Annotated in this window: 1 rRNA gene (only partly in view); it reads right to left on the bottom strand. The window is 52.3% G+C overall.

Annotation, left to right across the window (positions count from 1 at the left end):
- Nucleotides 1–33: 33 nt before the first annotated feature.
- Nucleotides 34–2,911, bottom strand: a 23S ribosomal RNA gene (locus tag ALO80_RS27690) (it continues 16 nt past the right edge of the window).

The raw sequence follows: 2,911 nt of genomic DNA, 5'->3' as shown, positions 1-2,911 counted from the left end.
CTGCTCATCTCACGCAGATTGCTTGGGTGTTATATGGTCAAGCCTCACGGGCAATTAGTATTGGTTAGCTCAACGCCTCACAGCGCTTACACACCCAACCTATCAACGTCGTAGTCTTCGACGGCCCTTCAGGGAACTCAAGGTTCCAGTGAGATCTCATCTTGAGGCAAGTTTCCCGCTTAGATGCTTTCAGCGGTTATCTTTTCCGAACATAGCTACCCGGCAATGCCACTGGCGTGACAACCGGAACACCAGAGGTTCGTCCACTCCGGTCCTCTCGTACTAGGAGCAGCCCCTCTCAAATCTCAAACGTCCACGGCAGATAGGGACCGAACTGTCTCACGACGTTCTAAACCCAGCTCGCGTACCACTTTAAATGGCGAACAGCCATACCCTTGGGACCGGCTTCAGCCCCAGGATGTGATGAGCCGACATCGAGGTGCCAAACACCGCCGTCGATATGAACTCTTGGGCGGTATCAGCCTGTTATCCCCGGAGTACCTTTTATCCGTTGAGCGATGGCCCTTCCATACAGAACCACCGGATCACTAAGACCTACTTTCGTACCTGCTCGACGTGTCTGTCTCGCAGTCAAGCGCGCTTTTGCCTTTATACTCTACGACCGATTTCCGACCGGTCTGAGCGCACCTTCGTACTCCTCCGTTACTCTTTAGGAGGAGACCGCCCCAGTCAAACTACCCACCATACACTGTCCTCGATCCGGATAACGGACCTGAGTTAGAACCTCAAAGTTGCCAGGGTGGTATTTCAAGGTTGGCTCCACGCAGACTGGCGTCCACGCTTCAAAGCCTCCCACCTATCCTACACAAGCAAATTCAAAGTCCAGTGCAAAGCTATAGTAAAGGTTCACGGGGTCTTTCCGTCTAGCCGCGGATACACTGCATCTTCACAGCGATTTCAATTTCACTGAGTCTCGGGTGGAGACAGCGCCGCCATCGTTACGCCATTCGTGCAGGTCGGAACTTACCCGACAAGGAATTTCGCTACCTTAGGACCGTTATAGTTACGGCCGCCGTTTACCGGGGCTTCGATCAAGAGCTTCGCTTGCGCTAACCCCATCAATTAACCTTCCGGCACCGGGCAGGCGTCACACCCTATACGTCCACTTTCGTGTTTGCAGAGTGCTGTGTTTTTAATAAACAGTCGCAGCGGCCTGGTATCTTCGACCGGCGTGGGCTTACGCAGTAAATGCTTCACCCTCACCGGCGCACCTTCTCCCGAAGTTACGGTGCCATTTTGCCTAGTTCCTTCACCCGAGTTCTCTCAAGCGCCTTGGTATTCTCTACCCAACCACCTGTGTCGGTTTGGGGTACGGTTCCTGGTTACCTGAAGCTTAGAAGCTTTTCTTGGAAGCATGGCATCAACCACTTCGTGTTCTAAAAGAACACTCGTCATCAGCTCTCGGCCTTGAAACCCCGGATTTACCTAAGATTTCAGCCTACCACCTTAAACCTGGACAACCAACGCCAGGCTGGCCTAGCCTTCTCCGTCCCTCCATCGCAATAACCAGAAGTACAGGAATATTAACCTGTTTTCCATCGACTACGCTTTTCAGCCTCGCCTTAGGGACCGACTAACCCTGCGTCGATTAACGTTGCGCAGGAAACCTTGGTCTTTCGGCGTGGGTGTTTTTCACACCCATTGTCGTTACTCATGTCAGCATTCGCACTTCTGATACCTCCAGCAAGCTTCTCAACTCACCTTCACAGGCTTACAGAACGCTCCTCTACCGCATCATCCTGAGATGATACCCGTAGCTTCGGTGCATGGTTTGAGCCCCGTTACATCTTCCGCGCAGGCCGACTCGACTAGTGAGCTATTACGCTTTCTTTAAAGGGTGGCTGCTTCTAAGCCAACCTCCTAGCTGTCTAAGCCTTCCCACATCGTTTCCCACTTAACCATGACTTTGGGACCTTAGCTGACGGTCTGGGTTGTTTCCCTTTTCACGACGGACGTTAGCACCCGCCGTGTGTCTCCCATGCTCGGCACTTGTAGGTATTCGGAGTTTGCATCGGTTTGGTAAGTCGGGATGACCCCCTAGCCGAAACAGTGCTCTACCCCCTACAGTGATACATGAGGCGCTACCTAAATAGCTTTCGAGGAGAACCAGCTATCTCCGAGCTTGATTAGCCTTTCACTCCGATCCACAGGTCATCCGCTAACTTTTCAACGGTAGTCGGTTCGGTCCTCCAGTTAGTGTTACCCAACCTTCAACCTGCCCATGGATAGATCGCCCGGTTTCGGGTCTATTCCCAGCGACTAGACGCCCTATTAAGACTCGCTTTCGCTACGCCTCCCCTATTCGGTTAAGCTCGCCACTGAAAATAAGTCGCTGACCCATTATACAAAAGGTACGCAGTCACCCAACAACGTGGGCTCCCACTGCTTGTACGCATACGGTTTCAGGATCTATTTCACTCCGCTCTCCGCGGTTCTTTTCGCCTTTCCCTCACGGTACTGGTTCACTATCGGTCAGTCAGTAGTATTTAGCCTTGGAGGATGGTCCCCCCATATTCAGACAAGGTTTCTCGTGCCCCGTCCTACTCGATTTCATTGCAAAGGGATTTTCGCGTACAGGGCTATCACCCACTATGGCCGTCCTTTCCAGAACGTTCCGCTAATCTCAATACAACTTAAGGGCTGGTCCCCGTTCGCTCGCCACTACTAAGGGAATCTCGGTTGATTTCTTTTCCTCAGGGTACTTAGATGTTTCAGTTCCCCTGGTTCGCTTCTTGCGCCTATGTATTCAGCGCAAGATACCTAACTTGTGTTAGGTGGGTTCCCCCATTCAGACATCTCCGGATCACAGTCTGTTTGCCGACTCCCCGAAGCTTTTCGCAGGCTACCACGTCTTTCATCGCCTCTGACTGCCAAGGCATCCACCGTATGC

The sequence above is a fragment of the Pseudomonas caricapapayae genome (assembly GCF_001400735.1).
Taxonomy (GTDB): Bacteria; Pseudomonadota; Gammaproteobacteria; order Pseudomonadales; family Pseudomonadaceae; genus Aquipseudomonas; species Aquipseudomonas caricapapayae.
Note: the sequence above shows the minus strand (reverse complement) of the source record. Positions and strands in the feature narration are given on the sequence as shown.